At 69.5% G+C, this 16289-nt stretch carries 15 protein-coding genes; 7 read left to right on the forward strand and 8 right to left on the reverse strand.

Annotated elements, in window-relative coordinates:
• Position 1: 1 nt before the first annotated feature.
• The gene (locus AAW00_RS06475; RefSeq protein WP_047003611.1) at positions 2-1078 is read left to right on the forward strand and encodes an acyl-CoA dehydrogenase family protein; all 1077 of its coding nucleotides are present in this window, start codon (positions 2-4) and stop codon (positions 1076-1078) included.
• 7 nt (positions 1079-1085) lie between these two features.
• On the opposite strand, the gene AAW00_RS06480 is transcribed toward AAW00_RS06475, so the two are convergent.
• The 6 genes from AAW00_RS06480 to AAW00_RS06505 form a co-directional block, all read right to left on the reverse strand.
• The gene (locus tag AAW00_RS06480) at positions 1086-2222 is read right to left on the reverse strand and encodes an acyl-CoA dehydrogenase family protein (RefSeq protein ID WP_047003612.1); all 1137 of its coding nucleotides are present in this window, start codon (positions 2220-2222) and stop codon (positions 1086-1088) included.
• A 1-nt stretch (position 2223) separates the two neighbouring features.
• Positions 2224-3408 (reverse strand): acyl-CoA dehydrogenase family protein, encoded by a 1185-nt coding sequence (locus tag AAW00_RS06485; protein WP_047003613.1) that lies wholly within the window; start codon positions 3406-3408, stop codon positions 2224-2226.
• On the reverse strand, positions 3401-5452 hold the full coding sequence (locus tag AAW00_RS06490) for a 3-hydroxyacyl-CoA dehydrogenase NAD-binding domain-containing protein (protein ID WP_047003614.1): 2052 nt from the start codon (positions 5450-5452) through the stop codon (positions 3401-3403). Before AAW00_RS06490 ends, AAW00_RS06485 begins: the two co-directional genes overlap by 8 nt.
• A 245-nt stretch (positions 5453-5697) precedes the next feature.
• The gene (locus AAW00_RS06495) at positions 5698-6501 is read right to left on the reverse strand and encodes an SDR family NAD(P)-dependent oxidoreductase (RefSeq protein ID WP_047003615.1); all 804 of its coding nucleotides are present in this window, start codon (positions 6499-6501) and stop codon (positions 5698-5700) included.
• Positions 6498-7274 (reverse strand): SDR family NAD(P)-dependent oxidoreductase, encoded by a 777-nt coding sequence (locus tag AAW00_RS06500; protein WP_047003616.1) that lies wholly within the window; start codon positions 7272-7274, stop codon positions 6498-6500. The genes AAW00_RS06495 and AAW00_RS06500 overlap by 4 nt, the downstream gene beginning before the upstream one ends.
• A 30-nt stretch (positions 7275-7304) precedes the next feature.
• Positions 7305-8351, reverse strand: coding sequence for a phosphotransferase family protein (locus AAW00_RS06505; protein ID WP_047003617.1), 1047 nt, complete (start codon positions 8349-8351; stop codon positions 7305-7307).
• A 103-nt stretch (positions 8352-8454) separates the two neighbouring features.
• Here AAW00_RS06505 and AAW00_RS06510 point away from each other — a divergent pair, with 103 nt between their 5' ends.
• The 6 genes from AAW00_RS06510 to AAW00_RS06535 all read left to right on the forward strand — a co-directional run bounded on the left by AAW00_RS06510 (position 8455) and on the right by AAW00_RS06535 (position 14813).
• Positions 8455-9723, forward strand: a complete 1269-nt coding sequence (locus tag AAW00_RS06510) for a TetR/AcrR family transcriptional regulator (protein ID WP_047003618.1) — start codon at positions 8455-8457, stop codon at positions 9721-9723.
• On the forward strand, positions 9720-10526 hold the full coding sequence (locus AAW00_RS06515) for a tyrosine-protein phosphatase (protein WP_052761810.1): 807 nt from the start codon (positions 9720-9722) through the stop codon (positions 10524-10526). Before AAW00_RS06510 ends, AAW00_RS06515 begins: the two co-directional genes overlap by 4 nt.
• 15 nt (positions 10527-10541) lie before the next feature.
• Entirely contained in the window at positions 10542-11540 is a 999-nt protein-coding gene (locus tag AAW00_RS06520; RefSeq protein ID WP_187331011.1) for an NADPH:quinone oxidoreductase family protein, read from the forward strand.
• A gap of 140 nt (positions 11541-11680) precedes the next feature.
• On the forward strand, positions 11681-12661 hold the full coding sequence (locus AAW00_RS06525; protein WP_047004444.1) for an NAD(P)H-dependent flavin oxidoreductase: 981 nt from the start codon (positions 11681-11683) through the stop codon (positions 12659-12661).
• A complete protein-coding gene (locus tag AAW00_RS06530; RefSeq protein WP_047003619.1) occupies positions 12658-13521 on the forward strand; it encodes a crotonase/enoyl-CoA hydratase family protein in 864 nt (287 codons plus the stop codon). The genes AAW00_RS06525 and AAW00_RS06530 overlap by 4 nt, the downstream gene beginning before the upstream one ends.
• Positions 13518-14813, forward strand: a complete 1296-nt coding sequence (locus tag AAW00_RS06535) for a spinster family MFS transporter (protein WP_047003620.1) — start codon at positions 13518-13520, stop codon at positions 14811-14813. The genes AAW00_RS06530 and AAW00_RS06535 overlap by 4 nt, the downstream gene beginning before the upstream one ends.
• A gap of 172 nt (positions 14814-14985) precedes the next feature.
• On the opposite strand, the gene AAW00_RS06540 is transcribed toward AAW00_RS06535, so the two are convergent.
• Positions 14986-15606 carry an ATP-binding cassette domain-containing protein gene (locus AAW00_RS06540; RefSeq protein WP_047003621.1) on the reverse strand — a complete coding sequence of 207 codons (621 nt, stop codon included), beginning with the start codon at positions 15604-15606 and terminating at the stop codon, positions 14986-14988.
• Positions 15596-16288, reverse strand: coding sequence for a molybdate ABC transporter permease subunit (gene modB / locus AAW00_RS06545; RefSeq protein WP_047003622.1), 693 nt, complete (start codon positions 16286-16288; stop codon positions 15596-15598). The genes AAW00_RS06540 and modB overlap by 11 nt, the downstream gene beginning before the upstream one ends.
• Between the last annotated feature and the right edge of the window lies 1 nt (position 16289).

A 16289-nucleotide genomic window follows, 5' to 3' on the forward strand; every position in this document is an offset into this window, starting at 1 on the left:
CATGGATTTTTCGATCGGCGAAGACCGGCAGATGCTGGCCGACACGCTCCGGCGCTTCCTCTCGAACGAGGCGGACTGGGAAAAGCGGCTGAAGGTGATCGAGACCGAACCCGGCTTCGACCGCGAGACCTGGCGCTCCATGGCGGAACTCGGCGTGCTGGGCGCGCTGTTCGGCGAGGAGGCGGGCGGCTTCGGCGGCACGGCCTTCGACGTGGCGGCGGTGTTCGGCGAGGTCGGACGATCCATCGCCACCGGGCCGTGGCTCGCCACGCTGATGGCCGGGCGGCTGCTGGCGGCGGCGGGAGAGAGCGACGCGCTCGGCGCCGTGATCGCTGGCGACAAGGTGGTGACATGGGCGCACCTGCCCGCGCACGATTCCGACAGCGGCGAGGAGCACGATGTCACCGCGTCGCAGGACGGCGACGGATGGACGCTCACCGGCGCCAAGGGCGTGGTCGACTATCTCGGCGCAGCGGATTTGGTCGTGGTGACCGCGGGCGAGCGGGCCTTTCTCGTCGAGGCGGACGCCGCGGGCGTGGCGCGCGCCGGGTACAAGATGGTCGACGGCGGATCGGGCGGCGAGCTGCGCCTGTCGAACACGCCGGCGCGCGAGCTGTCGGGCGTGGGCGCGGAGGACATCGCCGCAGCCGAGGCCATGGGCGTCGTCGCGCTCGCTTGGGAGGGCGTGGCGGTCATGGACCAGTTGCGCGACCAGACGCTCGAATACATGCGCACCCGCAAGCAGTTCGGCGTGCCCATCGGCAAGTTCCAGGCGCTGCAGCACCGCATGGCGACGCTCGCGCTGGAGATCGAGCAGGCCCGCAGCGCCGCGATCAACGTCGCCGCCCGCTTCGACAGCGCCGAGCGCGCGAAGAGCGTGGCGGCGGCCAAGTACACCCTTGCGCGCGTCGGCTCGCTGGCGGCGGAGGAGGCAATCCAGATCCACGGCGGCATCGGCATGACCTGGGAACTGCCGCTCTCGCACTATGCCAAGCGCATGGTGATGCTGGGCCACGTGCTGGGCGACGAGGACGAACATCTCGCCCGGTATATCGAACTGATGCGCGAAGGGGACTAGGGCCGGCCTAGTATCCCTCCATCCGCGCCAACAGGTCCGCGTGGTAATCCGTGTCGCCGAACATCTCGGCGAGCACGCGCTGGCGCTTCATGAAGAAGCCGACGTCGTATTCGTCGGTCATGCCGATGCCGCCGTGCATCTGCACCGCCTCGCGCACCGCGAGCCCGCTCGCCATGCCGGCCATGGCCTTGGCGACGCTGGCGTCGCGGTCGGCGGTGTCGCTGCCGGCATCGAGCGACTGCTGCGCCTTAAGGGTCGCGGCGCGGGCGACCTCCAGTTCGGAATAGAGGTGCGCGGCGCGGTGTTGCAGCGCCTGGTAGCTGCCGATGACGCGGCCGAACTGCTTGCGCTGCTTGAGGTAGTCGAGCGTCATGGCGCTTGCCCCCTCGGCCACGCCCTGCAATTCCGACGCCGCCCCGGCGCGCACGCAGGAAAGGACGCGGTTCAGCACCGCCCGCCCGCCATCGACCTCGCCGATCACTGCGCTGCCGTCGAGCTCCACTCCGTCGAGTTCGACGCGCGCGGCCATGCTGACGTCGGCCAGCCGCTCGGCGCTGACTGTGACGCCGGCCTGCGTGCGCGGGAGGGCGAAAAGCGTCACCCCGTCCTCGTCCGCCGCGCCGCCCGACGTGCGGGCGGAGACCACCAGCAGGTCTGCCTCGTGGCCGAAGGCGACGAACTGCTTGGCGCCCGAGAGGCGGAAGCCGTTGCCGTGCCGCTCGGCTTTGAGTGCTACCCGTTCGGGCCGATGCCGCGCGCTCTCGTCGAGCGCCAGTGCCGCGACCACCTCGCCGCTCACGATCCGCGGCAGCCAAGAGCCTTGCATCGCCTCGTCCGCATGCCGCAGCGCCTCGACCGCGCCGACCGCGGTGCCGAGGAAGGGCGAAGGCGTCAGGTTGCGGCCAATCTCTTCCAGCACGATGCCCGCCTCGACCTGGCCGAGGCCGAGCCCGCCATGCGCCTCGTCCACCAATACGCCGGTGAAGCCCATCCCGGCAAAGGCGCGCCAGACCTTGCGGGAGAAGCCCGCCGGGTCGTCTGCATCGCGAAGCGCGCGTAGGTGCGCGACCGGCGCGGTCTCGGCGATGAAGGGGCGCACGGTGTCGGCGAGCATTTCCTGCTCGGCGTCGAGGAACAGCGGCATGTCAGGCCTCCGGCAGTTCGAGGATGCGCTTGGCGACGATATTGAGCTGAATCTCGCTCGTTCCGCCCTCGATGGAATTGGCCTTGGTCCGCAGCCAGGCCCGCGCCGCCGCGCCGCCGTGCGAGGCCTCGCTGTCCCATTCCAGCGCCTCACTGCCGCCCGCCGCCATTAGCAGCTCGTGGCGGTCCTTGTTGAGCTCGGTGCCAAGATATTTCATCATCGAGGCCTGCGCCGGGTGGACGCTGCCCGCCTTCAGCCTGTCGAGAAAGCGTTCGCTCATCGCGGCAAAGGCGTGGCTCCTCACCTCGAACAGCGCGATGCGCGCGCGCAGGACGGGATCGTCGAGCCTGCCATGTTCGTCCCGCCCCGCGCGCCGCAGCGCCAGTTCGGGGAGCGAGGGGCCGAGCGAGCGCCCGCCCATGCCCGAGATCATCTCGCGCTCGTGCCCGAGCAGGTACTTGGCGACGCTCCAGCCATCGTTGACCGCGCCCAGCACCTGGTCCTTCGGCACCACGACGTCGTCGAAGAAGGTCTCGCAGAAGGGCGAATTGCCGCTGATGAGCAGGATCGGCTTGGTCGAAACGCCGGGCGTTTCCATGTCGAACAGCAGGAAGGAGATGCCGCCCTGCTTGGCCGCCGGATCCGTCCGCACAAGGCAGAAAATCCAGTCGGCCTGGTCGGCGTAGCTGGTCCAGACCTTCTGGCCGTTGACGAGGAAGTGGTCGCCCTTGTCCTCCGCCCGCGTGGCGAGGCTGGCGAGGTCGGACCCGGCGTTGGGCTCGCTGTAGCCCTGGCACCAGCGGATTTCGCCGCGGGCGATCTTCGGCAGGTGTTCCTGCTTCTGCTCTTCCGTGCCATATTTCAGCAGCGCCGGGCCGAGCATGGAGATGCCGAAGCTCTCGAGCGGCTTGCGGCAGCCGAGCGAGGCCATCTCCTGCCGCAGCACCTTGGCCTCGGCCGGCGAGAGGCCGCCGCCGCCGTATTCGCGCGGCCAGTCGGGCACGGTCCAGCCGCGCTCCGCCATGATCTCCAGCCAGCGCCGCTGCGCCTCGCTCTGGAACGTCCACTTGCGCCCGCCCCAGCAGATGTCCTTTTCGCTGCGGACGGGTTCGCGCATCTCGGGCGGGCAGTTGGCCTCCAGCCAGGCGCGGGTGTCGCGGCGGAACTGCTCCAGATCGTCAGCCATTAAAGCGCCCGCCGCTCGCCGCCTTGTCGCGCAGCAGCTGGCTGATCTTGACGTCCGGCATCCGCTCGGCATGGCGCTCCAGTCCGGCGAGAACCTTGTCCAGCCCGATGGTGTCGGCCCAGAACATCGGCCCGCCGGTGTGCGGCGGCCAGCCGTATCCGTTGACCCAGACCGTATCGATATCGCCCGCGCGCTGGGCAATGCCTTCCTCCAGGATCAGAGCGCCCTCGTTGACCATGGGGTAAAGCAGCCGCTCCCGGATCTCGTCGTCGGTTATGTCGCGCTGCTCGTTGCCCGATCGCGCGGCGAAGTCCCTGATGACGGCGTTCGCCGCCTCCGACGGGGTGCGCTGGCGATCCTCGCCGTAGTCGTAGAAGCCCCCGCCGGTCTTCTGCCCGCGCCGACCCTGCTCGCACAGCACTTCGCGCACGGTGGAGCTGCTGGTCTTGTCCGGGTCCCAGCCGATGTCGAGCCCGGCGAGGTCGGCCATCTGGAACGGGCCCATCGGGAAACCGAAGTCGAGCAGCACCTGGTCCACCTGCGCGGGCAGCGCGCCCTCCATCAGCAGGGCATTGGCCTGATCCTGCCGCGCGCCGAGCATGCGGTTGCCGATGAAGCCGTGGCAGACGCCGGAAACTACCGCGACCTTGCCGATCTTGCGCGCGAGATCCATCGCCGTCGCCAGCACCTGCGGGCTCGTCTTGTCGCCGCGCACGACCTCCAGCAGGCGCATGATGTTGGCGGGCGAGAAGAAGTGCAGGCCCAGCACCTGTTCGGGCCGGCTGGTGCAGGCGGCGATTGCGTTCACGTCGAGGTAGCTGGTGTTGGAGGCGAGGATGGCCTCCGGCTTGCAGATAGTATCGAGCTGGCCGAACACGTCCTTCTTGATCTCCATCAGCTCGAACACCGCCTCGATCACCAGATCGCAGTCGGCCAGCGCCTGCATGTCGAGCACGGGAGTGAGGCGGCCCATCGCGGCCTCTACCTGTTCACCGGTCATCCGACCCTTGCGCGCGGTCGCCTCGTAGTTCTTGCGCATGATCGCCGTGCCGCGATCGAGCGCGTCCTGCTGGCGCTCGACCATGACGACGTCATAGCCGGCGGTGAGGAAGTTCATGGCGATGCCGCCGCCCATGGTGCCCGCGCCGATGATCCCGACCTTGCGCACGGGCAGCGGCTGCACGTCCTTGGGCAGCCCGTCGATCTTGCCCGCCTGCCGCTCGGCGAAGAAGACGTGGCGCAGCGCCTTGGACTGGTCGCCGTTGACCAGCTCCATGAAGAACTCGCGCTCCTTGGCGATGCCCTCATCGTAGGGGAGCCGGGTGGCGAGTTCGACCGCCTCGATGCACTTCGCTGGCGCGTCGAGCCCCTGCAGGCGGCGGGCGTGCCGGGCGCGGAACTGGTCGAAAACGGCGGGGTCGCTGCCTTCGATCCGGTCCGTTCGGCGGCTGGAGACGGGATGCTCGGCGCGGCCCGCAACCTCGCGGGCGAATGCGATCGCTTCCTCGCGCAAGGCTTCGGGTGCGACTATCCTGTCGACGAGGCCGATCTCTTCGGCCTTCTGCGCCGAGACGGGATTGCCGGTGACGATGATGGGCAGCGCTTCCTCCACGCCGACGACGCGCGGCAGGCGCTGGGTGCCGCCCGCACCGGGGAGGATGCCGATCTTCACCTCGGGCAGGCCGATCTTCGCGCCCGGCACGGCAATGCGGTAGTTGCACCCAAGCGCGATCTCGCACCCGCCGCCGAGCGCCGTGCCGTTGAGCGCGATGACCACGGGCTTGTCCAGGTCCTCGATGGCATCGATCAGTTCGGGCAGGGTGGGGTGGACGGGGGCCGAGCCGAACTCGGTGATGTCCGCGCCGCCCGAGAACATGCGCCCCTCGGCGCGGATGACCACGGCCTCTACCGTGTCGTCCGCCGCAACCTCGCCCACGGCATCGGCCATGGCGTTGCGCACCTCGGTGGAGAATGCGTTGACCGGGGGGTTATCGAGAGTGACGACGAGGACGTTGCCCTCGCGCTGGGTGGTGACCTTGGACATGCTGGCTCCTGCTCCGGAATGGCGGTCACGCGACTGACGGAAAAGGTCTCGGCGCGACTCTCTCAAGGGCCAGACCTATTGCATACCGGATTTTCAGACAAGCGGCTTTGCCAATTGCACGCGGCGTGGTCCTATGGGGCGCATCGCGGGCGTGGGCAGGGTCCAATTGGCGACCTCGCAAGTACGCCGATGCCCCAGAGCCGTCCCTTGCCGTACCCTTGCGCCTCGTCACTATGTGGGCGTTTTCAATCCCGCTTGAGCCCCGGCGGCCTGGTGACCGGGTGGGAGGTGGAAAGGCCGCCGTCGACGACCATCACGTGGCCGTTGACGTAGCTCGCCGCGTCGGAGGCGAGGAACAGCGCGGCGCGCGCGATCTCCTCCGGCTCACCGCCGCGGCCCAGCGGATTGAGGAGGCCGATCTGATCCTCGAGCCCCTTGGCGCGGGCGTTCTCGTAGAGCGGCGCGGTCATGCCGGTCTCGATCAGGCCCGGCGCCACGCCGTTGACGCGCACCCCGGTGCCGGCGAGCTGCTGCGCGGCGGTCTGCACGAGGTTGGCAACCCCGGCCTTGGAGGCGGAGTAGGGCGCCGGGCCCGCGCCCGAACGCAGCGCCGCGACCGAGGCGGTGCACACGATGGCTCCGCCGCCCGAGGACTCTATTGCTGGCGCGGCGTGCTTCACCGCCACGAAAGGGCCGACGAGGTTGACCCGCAGCACCTCCATCCAGTTCGCCGCGTCGCTGTCGAAGAACCCGCCGCGAGCGGTGCCGGTAATGCCGGCGTTGGCGAAGAAGACATGCACCGCGCCAAACTCGGCCTGAGCCTTGGCGACCAAGCCGGCCACGTCCGCCTCCTCGCCCGCGTCGCCCGTCATGGCGAGCGCCTCGCCTCCGGCGGCGCGCACGGCCTCGGCGGTCGCTTCTACCGCGTCCGAGCGGTCGAAGCAGACAACCCGCGCACCATCGGCGGCGAAGAGCAGCGCGCTCGCCCGGCCGATGCCGCTGGCCGCCCCGGTGATGCAGGCGACCTTGCCTTGCAGAACTTCGCTCACGCACCGCCCCCGATGGTCATGCCGCCGTCGATGACCAGCTTCTGCCCCGTCATCCAGGCCCCCGCCTCGCTGGCGAGATAGACCGCGGCCCCGGCGATGTCGCGCGGTTCGCCCAGACGCTTCATCGGGGTCATGGCGGCGGTACGGTCGTGGACCTTCTGGTCCTCCCACAGCGCGCGGGCGAAGTCGGTCTTCACCACGCCCGGCGCGATGGCGTTGATGCGGATGTTGTCCTTGCCGACCTCGACCGCGTAGTTGCGCACCAGCTGGAAGTCTGCCGCCTTGGAGACGTTATAGGCCCCGATCATTGCCGATCCGCGCAGGCCCCCGATGCTGGAGACGACGATGATGGCCCCGCCGCCGCTTGCGCGCATGTCCGGCAGGGCGAGCTGGATCAGCCAGTGGTTGGAGAGCACGTTGTTGTCGAGGATCTTGCGGAACTGCTCGTCGCTGATGCCGTCCATCGAGCCGTAGTAGGGATTGCTCGCTGCGTTGCAGACCAGCACGTCGATGGGACCGAAGACTTCGCGCGTCTGCGCGGCTAGGTTCTCCAAGGCGGATTTCTCGGAGATGCTGGCGGCGATGGCGACGGCGGTTCCCTCCCCGTGCTCGGCATTGATCGCGGCGGCCACTTCCTCGCAGGCGTCCTGCTTGCGGCTGGAGATGACGACGCGGGCGCCGTGGGCGGCCAGCTCCTCGGCGATGGCGCGGCCGATCCCGCGCGAGGACCCGGTGACGACGGCGACCTTGCCGGTCAGATCGAACAGCGACATTAGCTCAACTCCTTGTGAAACGGTATGAATTCAGGCGCCGGCCCGCTCTGCGAACCTAAGCGCTTCGGTGGCCAGCGGCTCGACCATGGCGGCCTTGGCGGCGGCGGCGCTGCTCGAGGCATTGCCGTCGATCATGCGCTTCTTGATGCCCTGCAGGATGCCGACGAGGCGGAAGAGATTGTAGGCGAAATACCAGTTCATGTCGGGCACCGCGCTGCGTCCGGTCGCCTCGCAGTACTGCTCGGTCACCGCCTCCAGCGACGGGATGCCGAGCGCCGGCAGGTCGAGCCCGCCGAGCTGCGCGTTCGGCCCGGTGCGCGGCAGGGCCCAGTTCATCGCGAGATAGGTGAAGTCCGCCAGCGGATCGCCGAGCGTCGAGAGCTCCCAGTCGAGGATGGCGCGAACCTGCGGCCGGTCCGGCGCATAGATGAGGTTGTCGATGCGGTAGTCGCCGTGAATCACGCTCGTGCGCTCCTGCACCGGCACGGTGGCGGGGAGCCATTCGATCAGCCGCTCGACCGCGGGCAGATCGTCGGTCTGCGCGGCGCGGTACTGCTTGGTCCAGCGGGCCACCTGCCGCTCGAAATAGTTGCCCGGAGCGCCGTAGTCCGCCAGCCCCGCCTCCACCGGATCGACCGCGTGCAGGCGGGCGAGGGCATCGACCATGGCGCGGTAGATCGGCGCGCGCTCCTGCGTCGAAACCTCGGGCAGCGCCCCGTCCCAGAAGGTGCGACCCTCGACCAGTTCCATCACATAGAACGGCGCGCCGATGACATCGGCGTCCTCGCAAAGCGCGAGGGGGCGCGCGACGGGCAGGCCCAGCGGATGCAGCGCGCCGATCAGGCGGTACTCGCGCTCGACCGCGTGGGCGCTCGGCAGGATCGGGCCGAAGGGCTTGCGCCGCAGGACGTAGTTCCGCTCGCCGAGGCGAAGGCGGTAGGTCGGATTGGACTGGCCGCCGGCAAACTTTTCGAGAGCCATTGCCGCCGTTTCAGCTTCGACGTGGGCGGACAGCCATGCGGCCAGCCGCTCGCCGTCGAGATCGGCGAAACGCCCTGCATCGCCCGCTTCACCCATAGTGTCCGGTCCGTGTCATCAGGATACCATACGTTCGAAAGCCGAGATCGTACAACCGGAAACATCGCTTGGCGCGCGGGCGCGAATGCGGCATGGGGCTGCCATGGACGGCACAATCGCAGACCCCGTCGCCGACAGCGAACAGATGGGCCGCCGCGCCCGGTACGAGCGCAAGCGCGACGCGCTGCTGGATGCGGCGACCACGCTCATCAACGATCGCGGCGCCAAGGCGACGACACTGCAGGCGGTGTCCAAGGCTGTCGAGCTCAGCACCACCAGCGTCACCTACTACTTCCCGCGCAAGGACGTGCTCGCTGCCGCCGTGTTCGAGCGTGCGATGGAGCGGCTGCGGGCCATGGTGGACGAGGCCGCGCAGGAGGCCACGCCGCAGGACCGGGTCTCCGCGCTCCTCGGCCTCCACGTGCGCCTGCGCGCCGACGTGCTGCGCGGGCGCGACGTTCCCATCGCCACCCTGTCCGAAGTCCGCACGCTGGAAGAGGACGTGCGCCGCCCGCTGCTGGACCAGTACACCGAGCTGTTCCGCGCCACCCGCTCGCTGTGGGGCGACTTCGCGCCCGAACACAAGCCGCTGATGACGGCGCGCGCGCACCTGTTGCAGGAGACGATCTTCTGGATGCCGGTGTGGCTGGCGCGCTATCCCATCGACGAGTTCCGCCGCGTCCACGCCCAGCTTTTCGACCTGCTGGCGAACGGTCTTGCCGTCCCCGGCACCCGCTGGTCTCCGCCGACCCTGCCGCCAGGCAGCGACGGAAGCGACGAGGATGCGACGGGCGTTCCTAACTTCCTCGGCGTGGCGACGCGGCTGATTAACGAGGCGGGCTATCGCGGCGCGTCGGTGGTGAAGATCGTCGACGAGCTCGAGGTGACCAAGGGCAGCTTCTACCACCACCTGGATGCCAAGGACGACCTCATCCTCGAGTGCTTCCGCCGCAGCTTCAAGCGCATCTCCAGCGTCCAGTATGCCGCGCGCGAGGCGGGGACGAGCCAGTGGGAGCATCTGGAGGCGACCATGGCCGCGCTGATGGAGCTGCAGTTCGAGGGAGAGTTCCCGCTCACCCGCACCTCCGCGCTGCAGGCCCTGCCCGCCGAGGTGCGCGCCGAGGTCGTCGCCCGGTCGGACCGCACGGCGCTTCGCTACGGCAACACGCTGATCGAGGGGGCGCAGGAGGGGTCGATCCGCCTCGTCAACCCGCTGATCGCCAGCCAGACCATCGCCGCCATGCTGAACTCCGCCTACGACCTCAGGAACTGGGCGGCGACCATGCCGCGCGCGGAGGCGATCCGGCTCTACGCCTCGTGCCTCGTCCACGGCATGTTCGCCGATCCCGCCGCGATCATGGGCGAGGCATGAGCCTGACCGCCGCCGACCGCGAGCGGCTGCTCGGGCTGGCGGGCGCGCCCAACTTTCGCGACTTCGGCGGCTATGCGGTCGAGGGCGGGGGCAGGGTCAAGCGCGGCCTGTTGTTCCGTTCCAACCGGATGTCGCTGCTCAGCCCGGAAGAGACGGCGCGGCTGGAGCGTATCGGCATCGCCACGATCTTCGATCTTCGCACCCCGCCCGAGCGGGCCGCCCACCCCTGCGCCTGGGAGGCGCCGCATCTCGCCACGCACACTTGGCCCTCGGGCCACAAGCGGCGGCTGGTCGACATGGCCCGCGACTACCCGCGCACCGTGGAAGGGGCACGGCAGGTCATGCTCGATTTCTACGCCGAGCTGCCGCGCGTGCTCGGCCATGCATTCGGCGACATCGTGGTAAAGATCGCCAACGGGACGGTGCCCTGCGTCATCAACTGTTCGGCGGGCAAGGATCGCACAGGGATGGCGGCGGCGCTGGTCCTTACGGCGCTCGGCGTCTCGCGCGCGGATGTGCTGGACGACTACGCGATGACCGGCCGTGTGATGGCGAGCGCGGAGGGCATGGCGGAGGCCGTCTTCATCGGCACCGGCGGGGGCGAGAAGGGGCAGACCGTTTTGCGCGAGGGCTTCGCGCCCGATGCCGTCGCCATGCTGCGCTCGTCACGCGCGGAGTTTCTCGAAAGCGCCTTTGCCGGGATCGATGCCGACTACGGCTCGCTGCCCGCTTATTTCGCCGCCATCGGCGTGGACGAGGGCGTGCGCGCCCGGCTTGCCGCGCTGCTGGTGGAACCCGATTGAAGGAGATCTGAGACGATGAAAGCCCTGCTATCGAACGCACCCGGCGGCCCCGACACGCTCGAGCTCAGCGAGATTGACGCGCCCGTGCCCGGCAAGGGCCAGCTCGGCGTGCGCGTACTCGCCTGCGCGATCAATTACCCGGACGTGCTCATCATCGAGGACAAGTACCAGATGCGCCCGCCGCGCCCCTTTGCGCCGGGCGCGGAGATCGCGGGCGAGGTGACAGAGGTGGGCGAGGGCGTCGAGGGCTGGCAGGTCGGCGACCGGCTGATCGCGGTGATCGGCTTCGGCGGGATGGCGGAGAACGCCGTGGTCAATGCCGCCAGCGCGGTCCGCCTGCCCGAGGGCGCGGATCCGGTGCCAGGCTCCGCACTGCTGCTGACCTACGCCACCACAATCCATGCGCTGAAGGATCGCGGCGACTTGGCCGCCGGGCAGACGCTGCTGGTGCTGGGTGCGGCGGGGGGCGTCGGGCTGGCGGCGGTCGAGATCGGCAAGGCCATGGGCGCCCGCGTGATCGCCGCCGTCTCCAGCGAGGACAAGGCCGAGGCCGCCTGCGCCGCCGGGGCGGACGAGACGATGCTCTACGGCCGCGCGCCCTTCGACAAGGAGGCGAGCAAGGCGCTGGCCGAGGCGTTCAAGCAGGCGGTCGGGCCCGGCGGGGCGGATGTGATCTACGATCCCGCGGGCGGCGACTACTGCGAGCCGGCGCTTCGGAGTATCGCGTGGGAAGGGCGCTACCTCGTGGTCGGCTTCCCGGCGGGCATCCCGAAGCTGCCGCTCAACCTGACGCTGCTCAAGAGCTGCGATGTGCGCGGGGTGTTCTGGGGCGGGTTCGCGGCGCGCGACCCGGCGGCGAACGCGGCGCATGTGCAACAGCTTATCGAATGGTGGCAGGCGGGCACCATCACGCCGCGCATCGACCGAACCTACGCCCTGTCCGAGGGCGGCGAGGCCATCCGCCATCTGGCCGAACGGCGCGCCGTGGGCAAGGTCGTGGTGACGATGGGGTGACATACTAAGCGTTCGGCTCGGGCCGTGGTGCCCCACGGGTGCCGACCATGCCGGATTTTCAGAAACGCCGGTTGCCGCGCAGCCGGTCGTAGGGAATGATGCACCGCCACGCGAATCGCGGGAATGCCTTGGGAGAGGTCATGCACAATCGCTTCACGCAGATGTTCGGCATCGAACACCCGATTATGATGGGCGGCATGCAATGGGTCGGCCGCGCGCCGCTCGTCGCCGCCGTGGCCGAGGCGGGCGCGCTCGCCGTGCTGACCGCGCTGACCCAGCCGACGCCCGAGGACCTGGCGCGCGAGATCGCCAATGTGCGCGAGCGGACGGACAAGCCCTTCGGCGTCAATCTCACCATCCTGCCGACGATGAAGCCGCCGCCCTACGCCGAGTATCGCCGCGCCATCATCGAGGCCGGGATCACGATCGTGGAGACCGCCGGCCACCGCCCGCAGGAGCACGTCGACGACTTCAAGGCGCACGGCGTCAAGGTCATCCACAAGTGTACCGCGGTGCGCCACGCGCTTTCCGCTCAACGCATGGGCGTGGACGTCGTCTCCATCGACGGGTTCGAGTGCGCGGGCCATCCGGGGGAAGACGACATCGGCGGTCTGGTGCTGATCCCGGCGGCGGCCGACGCGCTCGACATTCCCATCATTGCCAGCGGCGGGATCGCCGACGGGCGCGGGCTGGTGGCGGCCATGGCCCTGGGGGCGGAGGGCGTGAACATGGGCACGCGCTTTCTCGCGACGCAAGAATGCGCGATCCACGACAACGTAAAGGACAAGATCGTCGCCAGCACCGAGCGCGACACCAATCTCATCTTCCGCAAGCTGCACAACACCGCGCGGGTGGGCCGCAACAGCGTGTCGGACGAGGTCGTCGCCCTGCTCGACCGGCCCGAGGCCGAGTTCGCCGACGTCGCCCACCTCGTTGCGGGCGCGAAGGGGCGCTCGGTGATGGAGAGCGGCGACATGGACGAAGGCCTCTACTGGGCGGGCATGGCGCAGGGGCTGATCCACGACGTGCCCACGGTGGCGGAACTGGTCGAGCGCATCATGAACGAGGCGCGCGAGGTGGCCGCCCGCCGCCTGCCCGCACTGCTGGAGACTGCCGCATGACCGACTTCAAGACGCTCGACCTGGCGATGGACGGCGGCCTTGCGGTCGCGACCTTCAACCGCCCGGACCAGATGAATACCTTCAACCCGGCGATGATCGCGGACCTGCTCGCGCTGTTCGACCTGACCGATGCCGACGACGCGGTGCGCGCGGTGATCCTGACGGGATCGGGCCGCGCCTTCTGCGCCGGCGCGGATCTGTCGGGCGGCGAGGACACCTTCGATTACGACAAGCGGGGCGGCAACCGCGACATCGGCGGGCCGGACCGCGACGGCGGCGGACTCGTCACGCTGCGCATCTTCCGCAGCCTGAAGCCGGTGCTCGCGGCCTCGAATGGCGTGGCTGTGGGCATCGGGGCGACGATGCAGCTGGCGATGGACTGGCGCATGGCGGCCACCGATTCGCGATACGGCTTTGTCTTCGCCCGGCGCGGGGTGACGCCGGAGGCCTGCTCGGGCTGGTTCCTGCCGCGGCTGGTGGGCCTGCCCAAGGCGCTCGACTGGACCTATTCGGGCCGCGTGTTCGGCGCGGAGGAGGCGCTGGCGGCGGGCCTCGTGCAGTCGCTCCACGCGCCGGACGCGCTGCTCGACGCGGCCAAGGACAAGGCGCTGGAGATGACCGCCAGCTCCGCGCCCGTGTCCGTCGCGCTCGCCCGCCAGTTGATGTGGCGCGGCATGACCATGGCGCACCCGATGGACATGCACCGCGTCGACAGCCGCGTTTTCGCCGCGCGCGGTCGCGGGAACGACGTGCGCGAGGGCATCGCGGCCTTCAAGGAGAAGCGCGAGGCCAGCTATCCCGATGCTGTCAGCGAGGACCTGCCGCCGATGGACTGGGCCGCGGAGCCCGCGTTCCGATGAGCGCCGGAACCGCGCCCCCGGCGACCACGCGCCAGACCCCGCTGCCCGGGGCGAGCCTCGTGATGGCCATGCTGCTGCTGGTCTACATCTTCAACTTCCTCGACCGCATGATGCTGTCGATCCTCGCCGCGCCGATCCAGGCGGAGCTGGGGCTATCGGACGGAGAGATGGGGCTGCTCGGCGGACTGGCCTTTGCCGTCCTCTATTCGACGCTCGCGGTGCCGCTCTCCGCGCTGGCGGACCGGACGAGCCGCAGCTGGGTCATCACGATCGCGCTGGTGTTCTGGAGCGGCTTTACGGCGCTTTGCGGCATGGCGCAGAGCTTCCTCCACCTCTTCCTCGCCCGCGTGGGCGTAGGCGTGGGCGAGGCCGGCGGCGTGGCGCCGAGCTATGCGCTGGTGGCGGACTACTTCCCCCCGCGGCGCCGGGCGACGGCGCTGGCGATCTACTCGCTCGGCGTGCCCATCGGCAGCGCCATCGGCGTGCTGGGCGGCGGCTACATCGCCTCCACCGTGGACTGGCGGACGGCGTTCTTCGTCATGGGCGGGCTCGGCATCCTCATCGCCCCGCTGTTCAAGCTGGTGGTAAAGGATCCGCCGCGCCCAGTATCTGTGACTGGGCCCGTCGCCGGCGCGCCCGCGCGGCAGTCGATCTGGCAGGTGGCCAGGCTGCTGGCGAGGAAGCCGACCTTCTGGTTCCTCGCTTTCGGCGCGGCGAGCAGTTCCATGCTCGGCTACGGCATCGGCTTCTGGAAGCCGAGCTACATCCTGCGCACCTTCGACATCGGCCTTTGGGAGACTTCGCTGTTCATCGGCGGCGTGCTGCTAATTGGCGGGGTATCGGGCATGTTGGCGGGCGGCGCGATCGCCGACCGGCTGGGCGGCAACCGCAAGTGGTACGCCCGCCTGCCCGCCATCGCCTTCATCCTCGGCGCGCCGATCTATGCGGCGGGTGTGCTGACCGACAACCTGTGGCTGGCGTTCGCGCTGTTCATCGTGCCGCAGGGGCTCGCCTACGTGTGGTTCGGGCCCGTGCTGACGGCGGTGCAGAACCTCGTCGAGCCGCCGGCGCGCGCGACGGCTTCGGCGCTGTTCCTGCTCATCAACAACCTCATCGGGCTCGGCGGCGGCATCTACGCGCTCGGCCTCATCTCCGATGCCTATGCCCCGGTCTACGGCGACGAATCGCTTAGGATGTCGATCCTGACGGTGCTGCCGATCTACGTGCTCGCGGGAATCCTCATGCTGCTGGCCGCTCGCACGATCGAGCGCGACTGGGTGGAGGAGGCCTGACACCACGACCAACCTCGCACGGCAGGTCCCAAGGTCGATTTCGCCGGTGGGGTACGGGCCCTGTGTCACTCAACTCTGGGACAGTAGGCCAGCGAGCTTTCTAGCATGATGCAGGCCTCGGCGAGCCCGCCCTGCCCCCGACTATCGCGACTCTGACCAATGCGCTGTTCGCCTAGGTCAGCGTCACCACCTGCTCGGCCAGCCGCTCCACCTCCTCGGCGGAGTGGCTGACGAGCAGGATCGGCACGGAGATCTCGTCGCGTATGCGTTCGATCAGCGCGGCGAGGCGCTCGGCCTTTTCGGCGTCGAGCGAGGAGAGCGGCTCGTCGAGCAGCAGGAAACGCGGGGCGCAGAGCAGCGCGCGGGCGATGGCCACACGCCGCACCTCGCCGCCCGAAAGCGTCGCCGGCCAGCGATCGAGCAGGTGGCCGATGCCGAGAAGGTCCACGACCTCGTCCCGCCCGATCCACCCCGCCCGCCGCGCCAGCTTCTCGCCGTAGGTCAGGTTCGCCAGAACCCGGCGGTGCGGGAACAGCCGCGCGTCCTGGAAGACGTAACCCGCCCCGCGCGCCTCGGGCGGCAGGTCCACGCCCGCCGCGCTGTCGAACAGCACCTCGCCCGCCGCCACGATCCGGCCCGAGATGGGGTGCAGCGTCCCGGCGATGGCGTTCAGCACGCTGGTCTTGCCCGCCCCCGATGGGCCGACCAGCGCCGTCAGCCGCGCGTTCGAGGAGAAGCTGGCGCGAATGGGCCGATCGCCCGGCTGGACCGTACAGTCGAGGTCAAAGGACATGGGCGCGGCTTCCCTGCGAGCGGCGAACCAGCCATTCGGACACCAGCAGCGCGCCCAGCGACAGCACGATGGAGATGACCGCCAGCCGCGCCACCGCGCCCTCGCCGCCCGGCAGTTGCAGCCCGGTGTAGATGGCAAGCGGCAGCGTGCGCGTCTGCCCGGCGATGTTGGCGGCAAAGGTGATCGTCGCGCCGAATTCGCCCAGCGATCGGGCAAAGCCCAGCATGGCGCCCGCGGCAATGCCCGGCGCGCTGAGCGGAAGGGTGATGGTGAAAAAGGCGCGGCCCGGGCTCGCCCCCAGCGTGCGCGCGGCATCGACGAGGCGGCGATCCACCGCCTCGATGGAAAGGCGCATGGCGCGCACCATCAACGGGAGTGCCATCACCGCCGCCGCCACCGCCGCGCCGGTCCAGTGGAATACCAGCGTCACACCGAAGGTCCTGTCGAGCCAGCCTCCAATCGGGCCGCCACGTCCCAGCAGCAGCAGCAGCAGCCAGCCCGTCACCACAGGAGGCAGCACCAGCGGCAGGTGGATCGCCGCGTCGAGCAGCATTCGCCCCGGAAACCGCCGCCGGGCGATCAGCCAGGCCAAGGCGTAGGCGAGCGGCAGGGTCAGCAGCACCGCGACGATACTAACCCTCAACGACAGCAGGATAATGGACCACTCGGCCGGGGTCAGCATA

The organism is Aurantiacibacter luteus (assembly GCF_001010945.1).
GTDB classification, from domain to species: domain Bacteria; phylum Pseudomonadota; class Alphaproteobacteria; order Sphingomonadales; family Sphingomonadaceae; genus Alteraurantiacibacter; species Alteraurantiacibacter luteus.